The following is a 20,476-nucleotide window of genomic DNA, read 5'->3' as shown; positions in this document are numbered from 1 at the left end:
CCGCAGACTGTACATACGCACGGAGCCATCAGCAGCCATTAACCATGATTCCCGCGACGGCGCAGGAAATCGCAGCCGCGTGAGGTCGCGCGCGTTGCCCGCCTGCGCGGCGGGCGGTATGGAACGTGCAAGACCAAGAAAGGGTACCGCGCCATGACCGTTCCGAAGCCTGTCGTCCTGTGCATCCTTGACGGCTGGGGCCTGTCCGACCGGCAGGAGGGCAATGCCCCCGCACAGGCGCATGTGCCGAATTTCGACCGGCTGTGGGCGACCTGTCCCAAGGCCACGCTGGTCACCCACGGGCCGGATGTGGGGCTGCCCTCGGGGCAGATGGGCAATTCCGAGGTGGGCCATACGAATATCGGCGCGGGGCGCGTAGTGGCGATGGACCTTGGCGCGATCGATCTGGCGGTGGAGGACGGGTCTTTTGCCGCGAACCCCGCGCTGGTGGAGTTTGCCGCGCGGGTGAAGGCGGCGGGGGGTGCTGCGCATCTGATGGGCGTCGTGTCGGATGGCGGGGTGCACGGGCATATCGCCCATGTGCTGGCGGCGGCGCGTGCGATCACGGCGCTGGGCGTGCCGGTCTGGCTGCATGCGATCACGGACGGGCGGGATGTGGCGCCTTCGTCGGCGGAGGGGTTCGTGGCGGAGCTGGTGGCCAAGCTGCCGGTGGGGGCGCGGGTGGCGACGGTGATCGGGCGCTATTGGGCGATGGACCGCGACAACCGGTGGGAGCGGGTTTCCCGCGCCTATGCCGCGATGGTGCGGGGCGAGGGCGAGCCTGCGGCGGATGCCGTGGCGGCGGTGGCCGCGTCCTATGCCAAGGGCGAGACGGACGAGTTTCTGGCCCCCACGGTGGTGGGTGGCTATGGCGGCGCGCGGGATGGCGACGGGGTCTTCTGCCTGAACTTCCGCGCGGATCGGGCGCGCGAGATATTGGCGGCGATCGGGCAGCCCTCCTTTGATGCCTTCGACACAGGCGCGCGGCCGGTGTGGTCGGCGCTTCTGGGGATGGTGGAATATTCCGACGCGCATAGCGGATATATGGCGACGGCTTTCCCGAAGCGGTCGATCGTCAACACGCTGGGCGAATGGGTGGCCAAGCAGGGGCGCACGCAGTTCCGGCTGGCCGAGACGGAGAAATACCCCCATGTCACCTTCTTCCTGAATGGCGGGCGGGAGGAGCCTTTCGCGGGCGAGGACCGCTTCATGCCGAAATCGCCCAAGGTGGCGACCTATGACCTGCAACCCGAGATGAGCGCGCCCGAGGTCGGCGCGAAGCTGGTCGAGGCGATCCGCCATGGCTATGACCTGATCGTGGTGAATTTCGCCAATCCCGACATGGTGGGCCATACCGGTGACATGGCGGCGGCGATGCGGGCCTGCGAGGCGGTGGATGCCTGTCTGGGCGATGCGCTGGCGGCGCTGCAGGCCTGCGGGGGCGCGATGGTGGTGACGGCGGATCATGGCAATTGCGAGCAGATGGTGGACCCCGTCACGGGCGGGCCGCATACGGCGCATACAACCAATCCGGTGCCGGTGGTCCTGTTCGGCGGGCCTGCGGGGGCGCGGTTGCGGGCGGGGCGGCTGGCCGATCTGGCGCCGACCGTGCTGCATCTGATGGGGCTGGCGCAACCGGCCGAGATGACCGGACAAAGCCTGATCGCATGAGGATGCGCGCGGCCCTTCTTGCCCTGTCCCTGATGGTGGCCGCGCCTGCGGCGGCGCAGGGTGTGGCGGAACAGGCGGCGAAGGCGTCGGCCGATCTGCAGGCGGCGGTGGCGGGGTTGCAGGAGGCCGAGGCGGCCAAGGACCGCGTGGCCGCGCTGACCGCGACGATCCGCGCCTATGAGGACGGGCTGGCCGCGCTGCGCGAGGCGCTGCGGCAGGCGTCGCTGCGCGAGACGGCGCTGACCCTGCGGTTCGAGACCGAGCGCGAGCGGATCGCGCAACTGGTGGGGGTTCTGGCGCGGATGGAGGCCGAGCCCGGGCCGCTGCTGTTGCTGCATCCGACGGGGCCCTTGGGGACGGTGCGGTCGGGGATGATGCTGGCGGATGTGACGCCCGCCTTGCAGGCCGAGGCGGGGCGGCTGCGGGCCGAGTTGCAGGAATTGCAGGAGTTGCGCGATCTGCAGGTGGCGGCGGGGCGGACCCTGTCCGAGGGGCTGGGCGCGGCGCAGTCGGCGCGGACGGCGCTGTCACAGGCGATCAGCGACCGGACGGATCTGCCGCGCAAGTTCACCGAGGACCCCGGGGTGCTGCGCGGGCTGCTGGAAAGCGCCGATACGCTGGAGGCCTTTGCCGCGGGGCTGGCGCCGGACGGGACGGCGACCGAGGATTTTGCCGCCGCCAAGGGGCGGCTGCCGCGCCCCGTGCTGGGATCGGTGCTGCTGCGGCCGGGGGAAACCGATGCGGCGGGAGTCACGCGACCCGGGCTGACGCTGTCGACGCGGCCGCGCGCGCTGGTCACGGCGCCATGGCCTGCGACGATCCGCTATCGGGGGCCGCTGCTCGACTACGGAAATGTGATGATACTGGAACCCGGGGGCGGCTATCTTCTGATCCTTGCGGGGTTGGGAACGGTCTATGGCGAGGTGGGCGAGGTCGTGGCGCAGGGGGCGCCGCTGGGCCTGATGCCGGGGGACGAGACGGCGCTTGCGGACATTCTTGCCACCGCCGAAGAAGGTGGTGGCGCGCGCGAGTCGGAAACGCTTTATTTGGAATTGCGGCAGGGTGCCGAGCCGGTGGACCCGGAACCTTGGTTCACCGAAGGAAGGGGTTGAAGGAAGATGAGGAAGTTCGTGATGGCCGCGCTGGGCGGCACGGTGGCCGGAGTTCTGCTGACCACGCAGGTCGCGGGGCCGCTGATCGCGCAGGAGGCCGAGCGGACGGAAAACGTCTATGAGCAGCTGGACCTGTTCGGCGACATCTTCGAGCGCATCCGCGCGCAATATGTCGAGGAAGTGGACAGCAAGAAGCTGGTCGAGGCGGCGATCAACGGGATGCTGACCAGCCTTGACCCCCATTCCAGCTATCTGCCGCCGGAAGATTTCGACGACATGCAGGTGCAGACCCGCGGCGAGTTCGGGGGGCTGGGGATCGAGGTCACGCAGGATCAGGGCTTCGTCAAGGTCGTCTCGCCCATGGACGGCACGCCCGCCGATGCGGCGGGGATCGAGGCGGGGGATTTCATCACCCATGTGAACGGCGAGAGCGTGCTGGGCCTGACGCTGGATCAGGCGGTGGACATGATGCGCGGGCCGGTCGGGTCGGAGATTATCATCACCGTGGTGCGCGAGGGGACGGACGAGCCCTTCGACGTGTCGATCATCCGCGACACGATCAAGGTGACGGCGGTCAAGAGCCGCGTGGTGGGCAACACGGTCGTGCTGCGGATTACCACCTTCAACGACCAGACGACGCCCGGTTTGCAGGAAGAGCTGGGCAAGCGGGTGGCGGAGCTGGACGGGCTGGCCAATGTGGACGGGTTCGTGGTGGACCTGCGCAACAATCCCGGCGGGTTGCTGACCGAGGCGATCAGCGTGTCGGACACCTTCCTTGAAAAGGGCGAGATCGTGTCGACCCGTGGCCGCGATCCGGCGGATGGCGAGCGGTTCAACGCCACCTCCGGCGACATGGCGGGGGGCAAGCCGATCGTGGTACTGATCAATGGCGGCTCTGCCTCGGCCTCGGAGATCGTGGCGGGGGCGTTGCAGGACCATCGGCGCGCGATCGTGGTGGGGACCAAGAGCTTTGGCAAGGGGTCGGTGCAGACGGTGGTGCCGCTGCGCGGGGATGGCGCGATGCGGCTGACGACGGCGCGCTATTACACGCCGTCGGGCCGGTCGATCCAGGCGCTGGGCGTGATGCCGGATATCGTGGTGAACCAGCCGGTGCAGCCGCCCGCAGACCCCGCCGCCGAGGGCGAGGAGGCGGTGCCGGAATTCGCGCCGCAGTCCGAGGCGGATCTGCGCGGCATCATCTCGAACGATTCGATGACCGAGGACGAGCGCAAGCTGCTGGAGGAAGAGCGCGCGCGGGTCGAGGAGACGGCCAAGCTGCGCGACGAGGATTACCAGCTGGCCTATGCCGTGGATATCCTGCGCGGGCTGAACGCGGTGGCCGCCCCCGCGGCGGCGGAATGAGCGGGAGAGGGGGCCGTCCGGCGACGGGCGGCCCGTCTGGCATGACCGATCCCGAAACGCTTCCCTATCGGCCCTGTGTCGGGGTCGTCCTTATCAACCCGCGGGGGGAAATCTTCGCGGGGCAGCGGCTGGATGCCACGGTGCCCGCATGGCAGATGCCGCAGGGCGGGATCGACGAGGGCGAAAAGCCCCGCGCCGCCGCGCTGCGCGAGCTGTGGGAGGAGACGGGCGTCACCGCCGATCTGGTGGAGTTCGTGGCCAAGACCGAGGGCTGGGTGACCTATGACCTGCCACCGGATTTGCTGGGCAAGGTCTGGGGCGGCAAGTATCGCGGGCAGCGGCAGAAGTGGTTCCTGTTCCGCTTTCTGGGGACCGACGATCAGGTGCGGATCGACAGCGAACATCCCGAGTTTTCCCGCTGGCGCTGGATCGGGGCGGGGGAGATGGTGGCATCCATCGTGCCCTTCAAGCGCAAGGTCTATGAGGAGGTCGTGGCGGCATTCAGGGAGCATCTGGCGCCCTGAGGGGGGCGGGGTAAGCCCCGACCTGTGGCCTTGATCCAGACGAAGCGTGACAGTGGGTTCCGGACCGTGGCCCAAAGCCACGGTCCGCGCACGACCTTCCGGCGCGGCCACGGGCCGCGCGTTCGGCGGGGAAATCGTCCACCGGACGATTTCTCGCCCCGCCTCACCCCCACCGGGACGTGCGCCATGGGCACCCGCCCCGGCAGGTCGCGCGGACCTAACGGCGGGGCAGGAAAAGGCCCCACTGGGGCGTTTTCCTCTCCCTTGCACTGATGTCTGGGGAAGGGTGGAGCCCGTAGAGGCGGGGTGAACCCCGCCCTACGCCTGAGCCCGTAAAGGCGGGGTGAACCCCGCCCTACGCTGCGGTCTGGATGCCTGCGACCATGTCCTTGACCATCGGGATGACCTTTTCACCGTAAAGGCGCAGGCTTTCGCAGAGCTGGTCATGCGGCATCGGGCCGGTTGCGTATTTCATGTCGAAGCGCGTCACGCCGAGGGCGGTGACGGCGGCGGCGATCTTTTTCGCCACCGTCTCGGCGCTGCCGACATAGAGCGAGCCGTGCCGGATTTCCCCCATGAAACGGTCGGGGGTGACGGGGGGCCAGCCACGTTCGGCGCCGATGCGGTCGAACATGGCCTTGTAATGGGGCCAGAGCTGTTCTGCGGCCAGTTCGTCGGTTGCCGCGATATGGCCGGGGGAATGGATGCCCACGGGTTTGACCGTGCGTCCCATCTGGGCGCAGGCGCGGTGGTAGAGGTCGACATAGGGTTTGAACCGGCGCGGGTCGCCGCCGATGATGGCGAGCATCAGTTGCAGGTCGTGGCGGACGACGCGGACCACCGATTCCGGACTGCCGCCGACGCCGACCCAGACCTGCATCCCCGGCCCGAGCGTGGGATAGACGCGCTGGTTCACCAGCGGCGGGCGGGTCTGGCCGGACCAAGTGACCGCCTCGTCCCGGATCAGGTGGGCGAAGAGGTCGAGCTTTTCCTCGAACAGGAGTTCGTAATCTTCCAGTTCATAGCCGAAGAGGGGGAAGCTTTCGGTGAAGGAGCCGCGGCCGAGGATGACTTCGGCGCGCCCGTTCGAGATGGCGTTGAGCGTGGAGAAGCGCTGGAACACGCGGATCGGATCGTCGGAGGAGAGCACGGTGACGGCAGAGCCGAGCCGGATGCGCGAGGTGCGCGCGGCGATGGCCGAGAGCACCACTTCGGGGGCCGAGACGGAGAAATCGGCGCGGTGATGCTCGCCTATGCCGAGGAAGTGGATGCCCAGTTCGTCCGCCAGCACGCCCTGTTCCACCACCTCGCGCAGGACGGCGTCATGCGGTTTCAGCCGGCCATCGGGGCCGAGCGTGGTATCGCCGAAGGTGTCGAGTCCGAGTTCGACCTGCATGGGGGTCTCCGTTTGCCTGTGCGGGCAGGATAGGGGGAATGGCGGGGCGGCGGAAGCCCGCATGGGCGCAGGGTGGATGCGCCCCGATGCAGAGGTTGCGCGGGAACCGCCCGCCGGTCTGGGGGCCAGCCCCCGGACCCCCGGGATATTTCGGGACAGAAAATGGAGGAAGGGCGGCGCCCCTCAGGCCACGTCGCGCATCTGGAGCTGGCCGCCGGGGCCGGGGCGGACCTCGAAGCGGGAGATCTTGCGGACGAGGTCCGAGAGTTTCGCGCTGCCATAGGTGCGGGTGTCGAAGTCGGGGGTGCCTTGGGTGATGAACTGGCCGACCTGACCCAGCGAGTACCATTCGGCATCGGGGTCGATGGCGCGCATGGCGGCGACGATGAAGGGGATGGCCTTGGCGGGGGCTTCCTTGGTGCCGGGTTTCGGCGTGTCGGGCTGTTCGGTGCGGGCGGTGCCGCGCGCGGGGGCGGGTTCGGGTGCGTCATCCGCCGCGCCGAGGTTTTCGACGTAGATGAAGCGTTTGCAGGCCATGCGGAAGGCTTCGGGTGTCTTCTTCTCGCCGATGCCGAAAACGTCCAGCCCCTGTTCGCGGATGCGCGCGGCGAGGCGGGTGAAGTCGCTGTCGGAGGAGACGAGGACGAAGCCGTCGAAGAGGCCCGAATGGAGGAAATCCATCGCCGCGATGACGAGGCCGATGTCCGAGGCGTTCTTGCCCTTGGTGTTGGAGAATTGCTGGTCGGCGACAAGGCCGAGGGCCGCCACCTTCTTGGCCCATCCGGCAAGGCGCTGGGCGGACCAGTCGCCGTAGATGCGGCGGACGGAGGCTTCGCCTAGGCCCGCGATTTCCTCGAAGATCGCCTCGGCATAGCCGGAGGGGACGTTGTCGGCATCGATCAGCACGCAGAGGCGGGGGGCGCGGGGTTCGGGCATCGGGGTTCTCCTGTCCGTCCTTCATGCCCCAAAGCGCGGGGCGCGGAAAGCGAAAGCGTGCGGGGCAGGAACGGCGGGCGGGGGATGGGGGTTCTGCCGGTGAAGCGCAGGAGGACATGCGATGCCCGATATGACGATCACCGCCCTGTTCGATGCCCGCGAGGAGGCCGAGGCCGCCATCGACCGGCTGATCGCGCTGGGGCTGCCGGTGCAGAATATCCATATGACCGGCGAAGGCATCGGCGAGGAGGAGGTCGACCCGCGCCCGCTGTTCGACCGGATGCGCGACTATCTGCTGCCGGACGAGGACCGCGATGTCCTTGAACGGGCGGTCGAGGAGGGGGCGGTGATGGTGACCGCGCTCTCTGTGCCGCTGGAGATGGAGGCGGTGGCGGTGGCCGCGCTGGACGATGCGGGGGCGGTGGAAATCGACGAGGAAGAAAGCGCCCTGCACGAGAGCGGCTTGCCCGACATGGACGGATCCTCTGCACCGATGGAGTTCGGACCCGAGGGGGATGATGCGCGCACGGGGGATGCGGGCGATGTCCTTGCCGGGATTTCGGAGTCGCTGGAGGGGGGAACGGGGGGGATGCGGGGCATGGGGGCGGCCCATGCAGGGGCGGTGGCGGGTCGGGCGCGGCTGGTCCGGCGCTATCCGCGCAAGGGCGCGGACGGGGTGGCGCCAGAGCGGGACAACCTGCCGTCCTAGGCCGTCAGCAGCGCGGCGGTCGCGGGGATGGCGGCCAGTGCGTCGGCGGGCGCGATGCCGAGGAGGAGGCCGCGTTGGCCTGCGTTGATCCAGACTGTCGCGGCGGTGGTGGCGGTCGCCTCGATCATGGTGGGGACGGGGCGGCGCTGGCCGAAGGGGGAGATGCCGCCGACCTTGTAGGCGGTTAGTTTCTCGGCCTTGGGCGCGGGCATCATGGCGGCGGATTTGGCCCCGAAGGCGGCGGCGACGCGCTTCATCGACAGGTGGCGGTCGGAGGGGATGACGCAGCAGGCGGGTTTGCCGTCGACTTCGACCATCAGGGTTTTCAGGGTGAGGGCGGGGTCGAGGCCAAGCGCCTGCGCGGCGGCGAGGCCCACGGCATCGGCCTTGGGGTCGTAGGCATAGGGGTGGAGGGTGAAAGGGATGCCCTTGGCCTTGAGTGCGGTGGTTGCGGGGGTTTCGGGCATGATCGCTTTTCTGTGCGCTGACTGCGGCACGGTCACCCGGTCAATCCCGCCCCGGGCTTGACCCGGGGCCTCCATTTCGTCCGGGGGCGCGCTTGGGCAGGGAGGTCCCGGGTCAGGCCCGGGACGGGGTCCCTGCCATCCTGACCCTTGGGGTGGGCGGGGTTCACCCCGCCCGTCAGAACACCACCACCGCGCGAATGGACTTGCCCGCATGCATCAGGTCGAAGCCTTCGTTGATGCGTTCCAGCGGCAGGATGTGGGTGATCATCGGGTCGATCTCGATCTTGCCGTCCATGTACCAGTCGACGATCTTGGGCACATCCGTGCGCCCGCGCGCGCCGCCGAAGGCGGTGCCTTTCCAGACGCGGCCCGTGACGAGCTGGAAGGGGCGCGTCTCGATCACCGCGCCCGCGGGGGCCACGCCGATGATGATCGACTGGCCCCAGCCGCGATGGGTGCATTCCAGCGCGTCGCGCATCACCTTGACGTTGCCGGTGCAGTCGAAGGAGTAATCCGCCCCGCCGATCTTGTCGAAGGGGGTCTTGGTCATGTCCACGATGGCCTGCACGACCGAGGTGCCTTCGGGCAGTGACTTGGGGTTGATGAAATGGGTCATGCCGAAGCGTTCGCCCCATTCCTTCTTGTCGTCGTTCAGGTCCACGCCGATGATCATGTCGGCACCGGCAAGTTTCAGGCCCTGAATCACGTTCAGCCCGATCCCGCCAAGGCCGAAGACGACGGCCTTTGCGCCCGCTTCCACATTGGCGGTGTTCAGCACCGCGCCCACGCCGGTGGTGACGCCGCAGCCGATGTAGCAGATCTTGTCGAAGGGGGCGTCCTCGCGCACCTTGGCCAGCGCGATTTCGGGCAGGACGGTGTGCTGGGCAAAGGTCGAGCAGCCCATGTAGTGATAGATGGGCGTGCCATCCAGCATCGAGAAGCGGGTGGTCCCGTCGGGCATCAGGCCCTGTCCCTGCGTCGCGCGGATGGCGGTGCAGAGGTTCGTCTTGCGCGAGAGGCAGGACGGGCATTCGCGGCATTCGGGGGTGTAGAGCGGGATGACATGGTCGCCGGGTTTCAGCGTCTTGACGCCCGGGCCGCATTTGACCACCACGCCCGCGCCTTCATGGCCGAGGATCGAGGGGAAGATGCCTTCGGGGTCCGCGCCCGACAGGGTGAATTCGTCGGTGTGGCAGATGCCGGTGGCCTTGATCTCGATCAGGACCTCGCCCTCCTTGGGGTCGTCGAGGTTCACTTCCATGATCTCAAGCGGTTTGCCTGCGGCAACGGCAACGGCGGCGCGGGTGCGCATCGGGGATCCCTCCGGTTGGAAATTTCGGGCAGGCTGGGGGAAAGAGCCGGAAAATGCAACGCGGGAAACGGCGGGAGTTGGCCGGTTTGCGCCCTTTGCGCGGGGGGGCGGGTTGCCGGATCGGGAACGCAACAGCAGGCTTGGCGTTGGATGCAAGCGAGGCGGTCGGTCTGCCGCCATGGAGAGGGAGCGAGGCGATGCGGGCGATGATGCGTGGCGTGGCATATGTGGCCGTGGCGGGGTTCATGGCGGCCTGCGTGCCGGTGGAACCCGGTACGGGCGGCGGGCCGGGCGGCAGTGTGAACCAGTGCGGGGCGCTGGATCTGCAATTCCTTGTCGGCGGTCCGGCAACGGCGCTGGAGACGATGCGGTTCAACAAGCCGGTACGGGTGATCTATCCCAATACGATGGTGACCCAGGATTACAGCTCTGACCGGCTGAACTTCGAGGTGGATTATTCGGGCCGGATCACGCGGGTGAGTTGCGGCTGAGGTCCGGCGGCGGCGCGGGCGAAATCCGGCGCAGATATTGCGCCGATCTCTGACGCAGGAACCGCTTTCGCGCAGGAAAAAGGCCGCCGGTCTGCCGGCGGCCTTGACCTTGCAGAGGTCGCGCGGGGATCAGGAGGGGATGCGATAGGTGGTGTGGCAGTCCTTGCAGGCCCCGCCGACGCCCGCCATGCCCGCCTGCACGCCTTCGAGCGTGGTGGCGTCCATGCCTTCGGCCGCGGCCTTGAGCGCGTCGCCCTTCTTCACGAAGTCGTCCCAGTTTGCCCAGATATCCTCTTTCGCGGTGGATTTCGGATCTGCGGCCTGTGCTTCGAACTTGGCCGCGATCTCGGCGGCGGCACCGGCGATGGCGGCCTTGGCCCCTTCGGCGGCGGCGGCGTCGAAGGCGGTTTCACCACCCGCCATCTTGCCGAGGATGCCGGTGTTCATGCCGATCACATCCATCAGTTCCTGACGGGCCTTGACGGTGGGATCGGTGGCTTCGGCGGCGATCGCGACGCCTGCGACCATGACGAAGCCCGCGACGAGGGCTTTGGTGGCGAATTTCATTTCCTATGGCTCCCTGCTGGAAAAGTTGCGTCAGTATAGGGCTGAGAATGAATCGCGGAAGTGACCTTGTCACGGGCGATCTGGGCCATTTCCCCCACATCACGGAAAGTTGGGTCTTGGCGGTGGACTTTCCGGCGGATGCCGCTAGGAAAAGGAACGAAGCATGAACATTCGGGCCGCAGATGAGTCGCCGCCGTATCCTGTCCCTGTGGTTTCCCCGTCTGGCCGCCGAGCGGGCGCTGCGCCAGGCGCGGGGGGGTGCGGCGGGGCTGGCGGGGCCGCTGGTGGTGGTGGGCGAGCGCAACGGGGCGCAGGTCGTGACATCGGTTTCGGCGCGGGCCGAGGCGGCGGGGGTGGCCCCGGGCCAGCCGCTGCGCGATGCCGGGGCGATGTGTCCCGATCTGGTGACGGTGCCCGAGGATGCGGCGGGGGAGGCCGCGTTCCTGACGCTGCTGCGGCGCTGGGCGGGGAAGTTCTCGCCCTGGGTGGCGGAAGAGGCCCCGGCGGGGCTGGTGGTGGATCTGACGGGCTGCGCGCATCTTTTCGGGGGCGAGGCGGCGCTGATGGCGCAGGTGGAGGCGGATTGCGCGGAAATGGGGCTGAGCCTGCGCGCGGCGGTGGCCGATACGGTGGGGGCGGCCTGGGCGCTGGCGCGGTTCGCGGGGCGGGGGGATGTGCCCCTGCGGTCGGGTGACGCGATCGAGCAGGAGGCCCATGCGACGCGGTCGCGGGCGGCCAGACGGCGGGGGTGGGAGAAGGGGGGCGCGCTGCCCGCGGGCGGCGTGGGGGCGGTGGCCCCGCGCGGGGTGATCGCGGCGGAAGGCAAGGTGAGGCAGGCGTTGGGCCCGCTGCCGGTGGCCGCGCTGCGGCTGGCGCCGGAGGCGGTGGAGGGGCTGGTGCGGCTGGGCCTGCGGCGGGTGGAGGATGTGGCGGTGCTGCCGCGCGCGGCGCTGGCGCGGCGGTTCGGGGCGGGGGTGCTGCGGCGGCTGGATCAGGCGCTGGGGCTGGAACCCGAACCGGTGACGCCCGCGGGCGCGCCCTTGCATTTCGCGGCGCGGATCAGCCTGCCCGAACCCATCGGGCTGCTTGCGGATGTGGAGGCGGGGGTGGACCGGCTGCTGCCGGTGCTCTGCGCGCGGCTGCGGCGGCACGGGCGTGGGGCGCGGCGGGTGCGGGTGCAGGCCTTCCGTGCGGATGGGCGGGTGGAGGTGGCGGAGGTGGGCCTTGCCCGCGCGTCGGACCGCGAGGACCGGATACGGCCGCTGCTGTGGATGAAGCTGGGCGATCTGGATGCGGGCTTCGGGATCGACATGCTGCGGCTGGAGGCGGTGGAGACCGAGGCGCTGGCCCCTGTGCAGCACCGCAGTCCGGTGGGGGTGGCGGGGGTGGCGGCGCAGGGGGCGGGGCTGGATGACCTTCTGGGCAAGCTGGGCGTGCGGCTGGGGGCCGAGGCGGTGACGCGCTTCCATCCGGGTGAGAGTCACGTGCCGGAGAAGGGCGCGCAGGTTCTGGCCGCCGCATGGTCGGAGCCTTTCGCGGGGCCGTGGCCCAAGCGGGGGCTGCGGCCCTTGCGCCTGTTCCGTCCCGAACCCGTGGGGGCGCCGGAGGATGACCCGACGCCGCCCGCGCGATTCCGCTGGCGGCGGCGCGAGATGGTGACGCGGTTCGCCACGGGGCCGGAGCGGATCGCGCCGGAATGGTGGCTGGACGATCCCGACTGGCGGACAGGGCCAAGGGATTACTGGCGGGTGGAGACGGAAGGGGGCGAACGGCTGTGGCTGTTCTTTGCCCATGGGGGGGATGTGACGGGGGGGTGGTTCTGTCACGGGGGGGAGTGAGGGGGGCGCCTGTGGCGGGGTGAACCCCGCCCTACGGGGCGTTTCGGGGGCGGATCAACCCGGGTGACGGGGGCGGGAAGGGGGGGAAGTGGCCGGAGGGGCGGGACCTGCGTGCCGGTCCTGCGGGCCTTTGCGCTCTTGCCGTGGTGTCCGAATTCGGGGGGAAGGCGGGGTGAACCCCGCCCTACCGGTACCGGACGGGTAGGGCGGGGTTCACCCCGCCGCCACCTCAGATCGCCTTGAGCAGCGCCTCGCCGCCCGAGATTTCGCAGGTGCCGGGGCTTTCTTCCATGTGCAGCGCCTTGACCACGCCATCCTCGGCATAGAGCGCATAGCGCTTGGACCGCGCCAGCAGGCCCACGGGGGGCGCGTCGAAGGCAAGGCCCATTGCCTTGGTGAAGCTGGAATCCGCGTCGGCCAGCATGGTGATGCCGGCATTGGCGGCACCCGTCGCCTCGGCCCATGCCTTCATCACGAAGGGGTCGTTGACCGAGACGCAGATGATCTCGTCCACGCCCTTGGCGGCGAAGCCGTCCTTGGTGCGGATGAAGCTGGGCACATGGGCGGAATGGCAGGTGGGGGTGAAGGCACCCGGAACGGCGAAGATCACCACCTTGCGGCCCTTGGCGCGTTCCTGAACCGACACGGCCTCGGCTCCGTTTTCGCCCATGCGGATCAGTTTGGCATCGGGCAACGGCTGGCCTACGGAAATCGTCATTCTTCGTCCCTCATCAAGTTGCGTTCCTCTAAGGGGGGGATATAGGGTCCGGCCCTGAATTCGGCCAGAGTGGAAACGGGGGAACGCATGGCGCATGTGGTGATCGTGGGGGCGGGGCAGGCGGGGGCGGCCTGTGCGGCAAAGCTGCGTGCGCTGGGGTTCGACGGGGCCGTGACCCTCATAGGCGAGGAACCCGCGCCGCCCTATCAGCGCCCGCCGCTGTCCAAGGCCTATCTTCTGGGCGAGATGGAGGAAGAGCGGCTGTGGCTGCGGTCGGCGGAATTCTATGCGGATCAGGGGATTGCGCTGCATCTGGGGGCCAAGGTCGAGCGGATCGACACCGCCGCGCGGGTGGTTACGGTGGGCGGCGAGGCGGTGGCCTATGACGAGCTGGTGCTGACCACGGGGTCGGTGCCGCGGCGGCTGCCTGCGGCGGTGGGGGGCGATCTGGCGGGCGTCTTCACCGTACGGACGCTGGCCGATGTGGATGCCATGCGGGGCGAGTTCGTCGCGGGGCGGCGGCTGGTGATCGTGGGGGGCGGCTATATCGGGCTGGAGGCGGCGGCGGTGGGGGCCAAGCTGGGGCTGGATGTGACGGTGCTGGAGATGGCGCCGCGCATCCTGCAACGGGTGGCGGCGCCCGAGACGTCGGATTATTTCCGCGCGCTGCATGGGGCGCGGGGGGTGAAAATCCTTGAGTCTACGGGGCTTGATCGGCTTTTGGGCGAGGGGCGGGTTACGGGCGTGCGTCTGGCGGACGGGCGCGAGCTGGCGGCGGATTTCGTGATCGCGGGGGTGGGGATCGTGCCTGCGACGGGGTTGGCAGAGGCGGCGGGGATTGCCTTGGACAACGGGATTGCCTGTGACGATCAGGGCCGCACCTCGGCCCCGCATGTCTGGGCGGCGGGGGATTGCGCGTCCTTTCCGTGGAAGGGGGGGCGGCTGCGGCTGGAATCGGTGGGCAACGCCATCGACATGGCCGAGGCGGTGGCCGAGAATATCTGTGGCGCAGCAAAGGCTTATGAGGCCAAGCCGTGGTTCTGGTCGGACCAGTACGATTGCAAGCTGCAGATTGCGGGGCTGAATTCGGGCTATGACCGGATCGTCACGCGGGCCGGTGACGGGGGGGCGGTGTCGTTCTGGTATTATCGCGGGGCCACGTTGCTGGCCGTGGATGCGATGAATGACAGCCGCGCCTATATGGTGGGCAAGCGGTTGATCGAGATGGGGAAATCGCCCGCGCCAGAGATTGTGGCGGATCAGGCGGTGGAGTTGAAGGGGCTGCTGAAGGCATGAGGATCATCGGCGGCCAGTTCCGCGGGTTGCACCTTGCCCCCGTGGGCGAGGGGGATGCCAAGGCGCATCTGCGGCCCACGTCGGACCGCGTGCGGGAGTCGATCTTCAACCTGTTGATAAATGGCGGTTATGGCGACCCGATCACGGGGGCGCGGGTGCTGGACCTCTTCGCGGGGACCGGCGCGCTGGGGCTGGAGGCGGTATCGCGGGGGGCGTCGCGGGTGGCCTTCGTCGATGACGGGGCGGCGGCGCGGGCGCTGCTGCGCCGGAATATCGAGTTGACGCGGACGATGGGGGTGACGGACGTCTGGCGGCGGGATGCGATGCGGATGGGGCCGAACCGCGGGGCGGGGTATTCGCTGGTGTTTCTGGACCCTCCGTACCGGATGGGGCTGGGGGAGAAGGCGCTGGCCTCCTGTGTCGAGGGTGGGTGGATCGCGCCGTCCGCGCTGGTGGTGTGGGAGGAAGGGGTGCCGCCCGTGGCTCCGCAAGGCTTTGATATGCTTGACCAACGCAGCTATGGCGATACGGTCGTAACCATCCTGAGGGCGGGGGAATGAGGCCCGCTGCGGTGATCTTCGACTGTGACGGGGTGGTCGTGGACAGCGAGCATCCGACGCTGGTCATGGTGCGGGACGATCTGGAGCGATACGGGCTGCGCCTGACGCTGGAGGAGCTGGAGGCGGGCTATATCGGCGGGACGGTCGAGACGGTGGCCGAGAAGGCGCGGGCCAATGGGGCGCGGTTGCCCGAGGATTGGGTGAGCGATTTCTACGCGCGGATGTATGCGATGCTGCGGGCGTCGGTGCCTTTGGTGAAGGGGATCGTGGGGGTGCTGGATGCCCTTGATTCGGCAGGGATTCCCTATGCGATGGGGTCCAATGGCACGCCCGAGAAGATGCAGATCACGCTGGGCCAGCACGGGTTGATCGACCGGTTCCGCGGGCATCTTTATTCCGGGCAGGCGCTGGGGCGGCCCAAGCCTGCGCCGGATCTTTACCTGCATGCGGCGGGGCGGTTGGGGGTGGAACCAAGCGCTTGCGTGGTGGTCGAGGACAGCGCGGCGGGGGCGCGGGCGGCGCGGGCGGCGGGGATGCGGTGTTTCGGCTATGCGCCGAGGGGTGTGCATGACGGATTGCTGGCCGAGGGGGCGATTTTGTTTAACGACATGGCGGAATTGCCTGCGCTGTTGGGGGTTTAGCGGTTCGGGGCCGTGCAGGCGGTTGTGCCGCAGGCTGTGCAGACAACTGTACATACGCGATTTCCGCACATGGGCGCATGATATGTGGTTAACGGTGCGCTGGTGCGAGGCGGGGGCGAAATCTGGCGCAGATTTCGCGGCGATTTTTGATGCAAAAATCGCGGTGACGCGGTCGGGCGGGGGCCGGAATTTGCGTCAAATTCCGGCGCGGTTTGTGCGTCACAAACCGCTTTGCGGGAGGACTGTCAGGATTTCTTCCAGCGGCTTTTTCCGTTTCGCCACCGCCGGAACGGTGGCGTTGTCGGCGGGCCAGCCCACGGGCAGGATCATCACCGGTTTCTCGTGGTCGGGGCGGCCCAGCAGGCGGCCGAGGAATTTCATCGGGTTCGGCGTGTGTTCGAGGCAGACCAGCCCCGCATGGTGCAGCGCGGCGATGAGGAAGCCGGTGGCCAGACCCACGCTTTCGGGGACGTAATAGTTCTTGTAGCGCGTGCCGTCATGGGTGAGGCCGTAGCGCTGGGCGAAGACGACGATCAGCCATGGCGCATCGGTCAGGTGGGGCTTGTCGGCCCCCGTGCCGATGGGTTCCAGCGCGGCCAGCCATTCGTCGCCCGCAGAACCGGCGTAGAAGGCGCGCTCTTCCTCCTCGGCCCCGGCGCGGATGCGGGATTTCAGGGCGGGGTCGGAGATCGCCACGAAATGCCATGGCTGGTGGTTCGCGCCAGAGGGCGCGGTGCCTGCGGTGGCGATGCAGGTTTCGATGATGGCCTGCGGGACGGGGCGGGTTGAAAACTGGCGGACGGAGTGGCGTTTCCGCATGTAGTCGAGGAAGGCGCGGGCATCGGCCAGCGCCGTGTCGTCGGGTTTCTGCACGCGGTCGGGCAGGGGGAGCGGTTGGTATGTCACCTCGCCCTTGCGATACATGTCAGCCCCCTCCGATCAATGCCCCTGCGGCAAAGACCAGAGCACCGCCGAGCACGACCTGCAAGGCCGCGCGGAGGAAGGGGGTTTCCATGAAGCGGTTCTGGATCCATGCGATGGCCCAGAGTTCGATGAAGACGACGACCACGGCGATGGTGGTGGCGGTCCAGAAATCGGGGATGAGGTAGGGCAGCGCGTGGCCCATGCCGCCGAGCGTGGTCATCACGCCAGAGGCGAGGCCGCGTTTCCAAGGGGAGCCGCGACCGGACAGCACGCCATCGTCATGCGCGGCCTCGGTGAAGCCCATGCTGATGCCTGCGCCGACGGATGCGGCGGTGCCGACGAGGAAGGTGGTCCATGTGTCCTGCGTGGCAAAGGCGGTGGCGAAGATGGGCGCGAGGGTGGAGACGGAGCCATCCATCAACCCCGCAAGGCCAGGCTGGACCCATGTCAGGATGAACTGGCGGCGGGCGGAGCGGTCCTCGTCGCTGCGCGCGTCTTCGGTGAGGTGGGTGTCGGTCAGTTCGCCCGCGCGGCGTTCATGGCCCGCCTCGGCCGCGGCGAGGTCGCCCAGCAGTTTGCGGGTGGCGGCGTCGGTCGTGGACTGGGCGGCGCGGGTGTAGAAGCGGTGGGCTTCCTGTTCCATCGCCGCCGCCTCGCCGCGGATGGTGTCGAGGGGGAGGTTGGCCGTCAGCCAGACGGGTTTGCGGGCGTAATGGCCCGCGACATGTTCGCGGCGGATCAGGGGGATGACGTCGCCAAAGCGGGTGCGGTGCAGGTCGATCAGGCGCTGGCGGTGCTGATCCTCTTCTTCTGCCATGCCGTCGAAGATGGCGGCAGAGGCGGGGAATTCGGCGCGGAGCCGTTCGGCATAACTGCGGTAAATGCGGGCATCGTCTTCCTCGGACGAGATGGCGAGGGCAAGGATTTCCTGTTCCGTCAGGTCGGAAAAGCGGCGTCGGTTGGAAAGGCCGGGGATCATGGCGGGTGTCCAGTTTGGAATGATTCTAAGATAGCGGGGTCGGGTGCGGGTGCAAGCGGGATAATTTGAACCGAACGGTTCAGTTTGATCTTGAAAGGGCGGGGCGGAGCGCGCATATGAAGTGAACCAATCGGTTCAGTTTGAAGGAGAAGCCCCGATGAAACGTCTTGTTCCGCTTGCTTTTGTCCTGTCGCTCTTGCCTGCGCTGTCTGGTCCGGTGATGGCGGGGAGCTGGGGGTTCGACCTGCCGGTGCTGACATGGCCCGAGGGCGGGGCAGAGGCGGATGGTGCCGTGACGCTGGGCAGCAAGGGCGGGCGCTGAGGCTGGGCGTTGCCCTAGTCGATGGGGCGGATCAGCTTTTTCTCGAGCACCTTGATGACGGCGGCGAGGTCGTGGCCGCGGCGGAGCACCTGTCCGTCCATGCCGGTGACGGAATACATGCCCTGCCGCGTGCGAAGTTTGGGGCGTTTCTCGATGCGGTAGAGCGGGTGTTCGGCGGTGCGGCGGAAGACGGAAAAGACCGCCATGTCGCGCAGGGCGGCGATGCCGTAGTCGCGCCATTCGCCGGCGGCGACCATGCGGCCATAGAGGGCGAGGATGACGGAAAGCTCTTTCCGGTCGAAGCTGACCTGTTCTTGCAGGGTGTTGTGGATCGGGAAAGGGGTCGGTGGCTGGACCGTCATTCGGCAAGCTTACGCCCTTGGACCGGCAAATCAAGCCTTGGCGATGCCGTGATGATACCCCTGTAATTCCGCGATCTGATCGCAATTCCGCCCCGATCGGGGGCGACAAGGAAGGCCAGACAACGGGCCGGGGCCGTTATGACAGCCCCCACCAAGCGTCGGTTCCGGCCGGTCTGTCCCAAGTCGGAGGCCCCCGTCAAGCGCGACGGGGGCCTTTCGATTCCAGGGTCAGGGGAAGGCGGGGGCGCGGCGGATGATGCCGGTTTCCAGCCCGCGCCAGTTCTTCTGCACCGCGTCGAGCCGTTTGAGCGTGGCAGGGTGGGCGGGGTCGAGCACGCCGAGTTTCACCAGGAGCGCCGCGATGGCGCCTTCGGCCCCGCGCGTGCCGCCGTCGGTGATCTTGAGCGCGATGCCCATGCGGCGTTCGGGGATGATGGCGATGAAGACTGCCTCGGCCCCTGTCTTGATGGCGACGCGGCCATCCATGGCGCGCATGAGTTCGGTGCAGGCGCGGCCTTCGCCTGCGACCATTTCCGGATATTGGCCCATGGCGCGGGTCAGGCGGTGCATGGCGCGGTCGCGGGCGTCACCGCTGCCGGTGGCGGCGGCGAAGCGGGCCATGGCGCGGGCAAGGCCGTGGACGGAGGTGGCGTAGTTGGGGGCGGAGCAGCCGTCGATGCCATAACCGGGCGAGGTTTCGCCGGTGGTTTCCTCGAACGCGGCCTTGACGGCCTGCTGGACGGGGTGGTCGGGGTCCACGTATTCCGGCCCGCCCTTGATGTGGCGGTTGAGGGTGAGGAAGCCCGAATGCTTGCCCGAGCAGTTGTTGTGGCACTGGCAGGGTTTTTCATCCGCGCGGATCAGGCGGTTGCGTTCGGCGGTGTCATAGGGTTCGTGCGCGCCACAGCGCAGGTCGGCCTCGGAGAGGCCCAGGTCGGAGAGCCAGCGGGTGACGGCCTCGGTATGGATGGCCGCGCCCTGATGGCTGGCGCAGGCAAGGGCGATCTGGCGGTCGGTCAGGCCGTGGGCATCGGCGGCGCCGGATTCCAGCAGCGGCAGCGCCTGCAGCATCTTGCAGGAGGAGCGGGGGAAGATGGTGGCGGCGGGATCGCCCCAGCTTTCGACGATCTGGCCCGTTTCGTCGCAGATGACGGCATGGCCGAGATGCGTGCTTTCCAGCCGCCCCCCGCGCCAGAGTTCGATCATCGGGACGGGTGTTGCGGCTGTGACGGTCATCGGGCGGTCCTCCATCCTCTCACACATGCGCGATTTTCTGCCCGAGGGGCTTTTACGTATGGGTGTTTTACGGTTAGAAGGGCATATCGAGTTGGCAAGTTCCGCGCCACAGGAAAAGGCCCCCGACAGCCCCGAGACGGGCGGACGGAGGGCGGTGGGCGGACCCAGAGGCAAGTGGAGGCCCGCCCCATGACCACCCTGTTCGGCCGCGTCCTTGGCGCTGCTTTCCTTGCGGCAAGCCTGTCCGCCCCTGCGGCGATGGCGCAGGAATCCGACAACCGTGTCGCGGTGACGTCGGACTGGAACGTCTTTGCGGAGGAGAGCCCCAAGGAATGCTGGGGCGTGACCGTGCCGAAAGAGACGGTCAACACGCGCGACGGACAGCCGGTTTCGGTGCGGCGGGGCGATATCCTGCTGTTCGTGACCTTCCGCCCCGGCGCGCCGGGCGAGATTTCCTTTACCGGCGGTTATCCCTTTGCCGAAGGGTCGACGGTGGGCGTGAATGTGGATGGTGCCAGTTTCGAACTCTTTGTCGATGGCGAATGGGCATGGCCCGCCTCGCCCGAGCAGGATGCGGCGCTGCTGGCGGCGATGAAGAAGGGGTCGACGGCCATTCTGACCGCACGGTCGGGCAAGGGCACGCAGACGCAGGACACGTTCAGCCTGCGCGGTTTCACCGCCGCGATGACCGAGGCCGAGGCGCGCTGCAAGTAAACGGCGGGGTCTGGCGGTCCGGCGGGGCGGGGCCCGCCTTTCGGGGCATGGCTGGCGGAGTTGTCGTTCTGACGCCCGATGTTCCCTTGGGTGGCAGCAAGGTTTGATCGGCATCGGCCCCACGCGCCGAGGGCCGCGGCAGGAAAGTCCGGCCGATTGCGGAGGGTCGTTTCATCCGCATGGCGGTGCCTTGGACGGGCAGAGGTTCGACGTGGCCGCAGATGCGCGCCGTGGACCAGGCATAGCCATGATCTTTGGCTGCCCCTTCCATCGTGGAAACGAATCAAGGCATCCCGATCCGATGCCGGAAGACCCGTTCTGCGCGGGCGGAATACGGGA

The 20,476-nt window shown here is 68.3% G+C and carries 22 protein-coding genes; 12 read left to right on the top strand and 10 right to left on the bottom strand.

Features of this window, described 5'->3' with window-relative positions; genetic code table 11:
* The first annotated feature begins 153 nt into the window (after positions 1 to 153).
* The 4 genes from gpmI to GU927_RS07210 are packed head-to-tail and all read left to right on the top strand — an operon-like array spanning position 154 to position 4,669.
* The gene (gene gpmI, locus GU927_RS07225; protein WP_161761680.1) at positions 154 to 1,671 is read left to right on the top strand and encodes a 2,3-bisphosphoglycerate-independent phosphoglycerate mutase; all 1,518 of its coding nucleotides are present in this window, start codon (positions 154 to 156) and stop codon (positions 1,669 to 1,671) included.
* Positions 1,668 to 2,783, top strand: coding sequence for a murein hydrolase activator EnvC family protein (locus GU927_RS07220; RefSeq protein WP_161761679.1), 1,116 nt, complete (start codon positions 1,668 to 1,670; stop codon positions 2,781 to 2,783). Before gpmI ends, GU927_RS07220 begins: the two co-directional genes overlap by 4 nt.
* Positions 2,784 to 2,789: 6 nt before the next feature.
* On the top strand, positions 2,790 to 4,145 hold the full coding sequence (locus tag GU927_RS07215) for a S41 family peptidase (RefSeq protein WP_161761678.1): 1,356 nt from the start codon (positions 2,790 to 2,792) through the stop codon (positions 4,143 to 4,145).
* A gap of 41 nt (positions 4,146 to 4,186) precedes the next feature.
* Positions 4,187 to 4,669 carry an RNA pyrophosphohydrolase gene (locus tag GU927_RS07210; protein WP_161761677.1) on the top strand — a complete coding sequence of 161 codons (483 nt, stop codon included), beginning with the start codon at positions 4,187 to 4,189 and terminating at the stop codon, positions 4,667 to 4,669.
* Positions 4,670 to 5,024: 355 nt separating this feature from the next.
* On the opposite strand, the gene GU927_RS07205 is transcribed toward GU927_RS07210, so the two are convergent.
* Positions 5,025 to 6,065 carry an LLM class flavin-dependent oxidoreductase gene (locus GU927_RS07205; RefSeq protein ID WP_161761676.1) on the bottom strand — a complete coding sequence of 347 codons (1,041 nt, stop codon included), beginning with the start codon at positions 6,063 to 6,065 and terminating at the stop codon, positions 5,025 to 5,027.
* A 183-nt stretch (positions 6,066 to 6,248) separates the two neighbouring features.
* Entirely contained in the window at positions 6,249 to 7,001 is a 753-nt protein-coding gene (locus GU927_RS07200) for an NYN domain-containing protein (protein WP_161761675.1), read from the bottom strand.
* A gap of 121 nt (positions 7,002 to 7,122) precedes the next feature.
* Between GU927_RS07200 and GU927_RS07195 the strand changes: the two genes are divergently transcribed.
* Complete coding sequence (locus tag GU927_RS07195; RefSeq protein WP_161761674.1) at positions 7,123 to 7,710, top strand: hypothetical protein; 588 nt, start codon at positions 7,123 to 7,125, stop codon at positions 7,708 to 7,710.
* On the opposite strand, the gene ybaK is transcribed toward GU927_RS07195, so the two are convergent.
* On the bottom strand, positions 7,707 to 8,177 hold the full coding sequence (gene ybaK, locus GU927_RS07190; RefSeq protein ID WP_161761673.1) for a Cys-tRNA(Pro) deacylase: 471 nt from the start codon (positions 8,175 to 8,177) through the stop codon (positions 7,707 to 7,709). The genes GU927_RS07195 and ybaK overlap by 4 nt on opposite strands.
* Before the next feature lie 175 nt (positions 8,178 to 8,352).
* Entirely contained in the window at positions 8,353 to 9,489 is a 1,137-nt protein-coding gene (locus GU927_RS07185; RefSeq protein ID WP_161761672.1) for an S-(hydroxymethyl)glutathione dehydrogenase/class III alcohol dehydrogenase, read from the bottom strand.
* Positions 9,490 to 9,686: 197 nt separating this feature from the next.
* Here GU927_RS07185 and GU927_RS07180 point away from each other — a divergent pair, with 197 nt between their 5' ends.
* Entirely contained in the window at positions 9,687 to 9,980 is a 294-nt protein-coding gene (locus GU927_RS07180; protein ID WP_161761671.1) for an I78 family peptidase inhibitor, read from the top strand.
* 129 nt (positions 9,981 to 10,109) lie between these two features.
* Here GU927_RS07180 and GU927_RS07175 read toward each other — a convergent pair whose 3' ends face one another.
* Positions 10,110 to 10,547 carry a c-type cytochrome gene (locus GU927_RS07175; RefSeq protein ID WP_161761670.1) on the bottom strand — a complete coding sequence of 146 codons (438 nt, stop codon included), beginning with the start codon at positions 10,545 to 10,547 and terminating at the stop codon, positions 10,110 to 10,112.
* Between the two features lie 182 nt (positions 10,548 to 10,729).
* On the opposite strand from GU927_RS07175, the gene GU927_RS07170 reads away from it, so the two are divergent.
* On the top strand, positions 10,730 to 12,385 hold the full coding sequence (locus tag GU927_RS07170; protein WP_161761669.1) for a Y-family DNA polymerase: 1,656 nt from the start codon (positions 10,730 to 10,732) through the stop codon (positions 12,383 to 12,385).
* 229 nt (positions 12,386 to 12,614) lie between these two features.
* Here GU927_RS07170 and GU927_RS07165 read toward each other — a convergent pair whose 3' ends face one another.
* Entirely contained in the window at positions 12,615 to 13,103 is a 489-nt protein-coding gene (locus tag GU927_RS07165; RefSeq protein WP_161761668.1) for a peroxiredoxin, read from the bottom strand.
* Positions 13,104 to 13,190: 87 nt separating this feature from the next.
* Between GU927_RS07165 and GU927_RS07160 the strand changes: the two genes are divergently transcribed.
* Genes GU927_RS07160 through GU927_RS07150 form a run of 3 tightly spaced genes read left to right on the top strand, consistent with a single transcriptional unit; the run spans position 13,191 to position 15,600 of the window.
* Positions 13,191 to 14,399 carry an NAD(P)/FAD-dependent oxidoreductase gene (locus tag GU927_RS07160; RefSeq protein ID WP_161761667.1) on the top strand — a complete coding sequence of 403 codons (1,209 nt, stop codon included), beginning with the start codon at positions 13,191 to 13,193 and terminating at the stop codon, positions 14,397 to 14,399.
* Positions 14,396 to 14,959 (top strand): 16S rRNA (guanine(966)-N(2))-methyltransferase RsmD, encoded by a 564-nt coding sequence (gene rsmD / locus GU927_RS07155; RefSeq protein ID WP_161761666.1) that lies wholly within the window; start codon positions 14,396 to 14,398, stop codon positions 14,957 to 14,959. The genes GU927_RS07160 and rsmD overlap by 4 nt, the downstream gene beginning before the upstream one ends.
* The gene (locus GU927_RS07150) at positions 14,956 to 15,600 is read left to right on the top strand and encodes an HAD family hydrolase (RefSeq protein ID WP_161761665.1); all 645 of its coding nucleotides are present in this window, start codon (positions 14,956 to 14,958) and stop codon (positions 15,598 to 15,600) included. Before rsmD ends, GU927_RS07150 begins: the two co-directional genes overlap by 4 nt.
* 219 nt (positions 15,601 to 15,819) lie before the next feature.
* Here the strand turns inward: GU927_RS07150 and GU927_RS07145 are convergent, their stop codons facing one another.
* Together GU927_RS07145 and mbfA are read right to left on the bottom strand one after the other, a co-directional pair.
* Positions 15,820 to 16,524: a nitroreductase family protein gene (locus GU927_RS07145; RefSeq protein ID WP_161761664.1), complete on the bottom strand. Its 705-nt coding sequence runs from the start codon at positions 16,522 to 16,524 to the stop codon at positions 15,820 to 15,822.
* Between the two features lies 1 nt (position 16,525).
* Positions 16,526 to 17,503 carry an iron exporter MbfA gene (gene mbfA / locus GU927_RS07140; RefSeq protein WP_161761663.1) on the bottom strand — a complete coding sequence of 326 codons (978 nt, stop codon included), beginning with the start codon at positions 17,501 to 17,503 and terminating at the stop codon, positions 16,526 to 16,528.
* Between the two features lie 157 nt (positions 17,504 to 17,660).
* Between mbfA and GU927_RS07135 the strand changes: the two genes are divergently transcribed.
* Positions 17,661 to 17,825, top strand: coding sequence for a hypothetical protein (locus tag GU927_RS07135; protein ID WP_161761662.1), 165 nt, complete (start codon positions 17,661 to 17,663; stop codon positions 17,823 to 17,825).
* A gap of 14 nt (positions 17,826 to 17,839) precedes the next feature.
* Here the strand turns inward: GU927_RS07135 and GU927_RS07130 are convergent, their stop codons facing one another.
* Positions 17,840 to 18,187, bottom strand: a complete 348-nt coding sequence (locus tag GU927_RS07130) for a DUF2794 domain-containing protein (protein WP_161761661.1) — start codon at positions 18,185 to 18,187, stop codon at positions 17,840 to 17,842.
* A gap of 228 nt (positions 18,188 to 18,415) precedes the next feature.
* A complete protein-coding gene (locus GU927_RS07125; protein WP_161761660.1) occupies positions 18,416 to 19,423 on the bottom strand; it encodes an asparaginase in 1,008 nt (335 codons plus the stop codon).
* Between the two features lie 189 nt (positions 19,424 to 19,612).
* Here GU927_RS07125 and GU927_RS07120 point away from each other — a divergent pair, with 189 nt between their 5' ends.
* Complete coding sequence (locus GU927_RS07120) at positions 19,613 to 20,137, top strand: invasion associated locus B family protein (RefSeq protein ID WP_161761659.1); 525 nt, start codon at positions 19,613 to 19,615, stop codon at positions 20,135 to 20,137.
* The last annotated feature ends 339 nt before the right edge of the window (positions 20,138 to 20,476 follow it).

It is taken from the genome of Paragemmobacter amnigenus (genome assembly GCF_009908265.2).
Lineage (GTDB): Bacteria > Pseudomonadota > Alphaproteobacteria > Rhodobacterales > Rhodobacteraceae > Paragemmobacter > Paragemmobacter amnigenus.
This window is presented reverse-complemented; position numbering and strand designations above follow the sequence as displayed.